2 protein-coding genes are annotated in these 1,146 nt (G+C 56.1%); both read left to right on the top strand.

Annotated features, from left to right (window positions below):
• The first annotated feature begins 27 nt into the window (after window positions 1-27).
• Window positions 28-381 carry an ISAon1 family transposase N-terminal region protein gene (locus tag ACXYMU_RS20340; RefSeq protein WP_458988265.1) on the top strand — a complete coding sequence of 118 codons (354 nt, stop codon included), beginning with the start codon at window positions 28-30 and terminating at the stop codon, window positions 379-381.
• Window positions 374-1,146: ISAon1 family transposase (locus ACXYMU_RS20335; protein WP_458988264.1), on the top strand; the 773-nt coding region annotated here is incomplete at its 3' end. The genes ACXYMU_RS20340 and ACXYMU_RS20335, both read left to right, overlap by 8 nt.

Here is a 1,146-nt window from a genome sequence, read left to right as displayed (position 1 = left end):
GTATAATTCACCACACACGCTTTTCCCTTGCAAGATCCTTACCACAATCTTATCAGCTGTCTCTTGCCAGAAGGTATTCTGGCGTACTTCGACTTAACAAATGTCCTGCAGGGTCCGGCAGGCCTGCAGCTGCAGTTGGAGGAGAAGAACATCCTCCCCGAAGCCTACCATGGGCAGCGCTCTGAGTCCAAGGGTTTCCTGCCTGAGATTAAGCTGCAGGATTTCCCTATCCGTGGCCAGAAGGTCACCCTCTGCATCAAAAGACGCCGCTGGCACTTACCTGACTCGGGAGAAGTGATCACCAGAGACTGGAAACTGGTACAACAGGGAACGCGAATGACAAGGGAATTCGCGGCTTTTTTAAAAGCAGCACTTGGATAATAACCCCGTCAGCTGCCGGCAACTGGCCAGCTATTTCCACCTGGACGGCAAACAGCTCCAGGAGCAGTACAAGGAGCACATCAGCCGCTTTCACCAATGGGAGCAGCGGGAGCACGCCTCCGACTGGATGCTCTTTCCCCAGAACGTTGGCCAAGAGCTGAGCATTGACGAGACAGCCCTCTCCAATGGAGAGCTCTACACCATCCTGACCAACAAAGCCGCTAAGGGCAGAAAAGGCGCGCTTGTGGCGATGGTCAAGGGCACACAGGCAGAAGACATTATCAGAGTGCTGGAAGGCATACCCCAGGCGGCCAGAGCCAAAGTCCGGGAGGTGACTCTGGACATGGCCCCGGGCATGGCCAAGGCTGTGAGAGGCTGCTTTCCCAAAGCTGGCCGGGTCATTGACCGTTTCCATGTCCAGAAGCTGGCTTATGAAGCGGTGCAGGAGCTTCGCATCAAGTACCGCTGGCAAGCCCTGGATGAGGAAAACCAGCGGTTAGAGCAGGCGAAAAGGAGCAGGCAGCGTTATGAGGCGGAAGCACTACCTAACGGGGACACGTTAAAGCAGCTGCTGGCCCGCAGCCGTTACCTGCTCTTCAAGCACCGAAGCAGATGGAGCGCCTCCCAAAAGGAAAGAGCCGGTATGCTCTTGGACAGGTATCCGCTGCTGGGCAGGGCCTATGACCTGGCCATGGAGCTGGGCCAGGTCTTTACCCATTGCAAAAGCAAGCAGCAGGCATTCAAGCGCCTGGCCATCTGGTACAA

This window comes from Pontibacter sp. CAU 1760 (assembly GCF_054482735.1).
The sequence above is the reverse complement of the archived record's forward strand: the minus strand, read 5'-3'. Positions and strand labels throughout refer to the sequence as shown.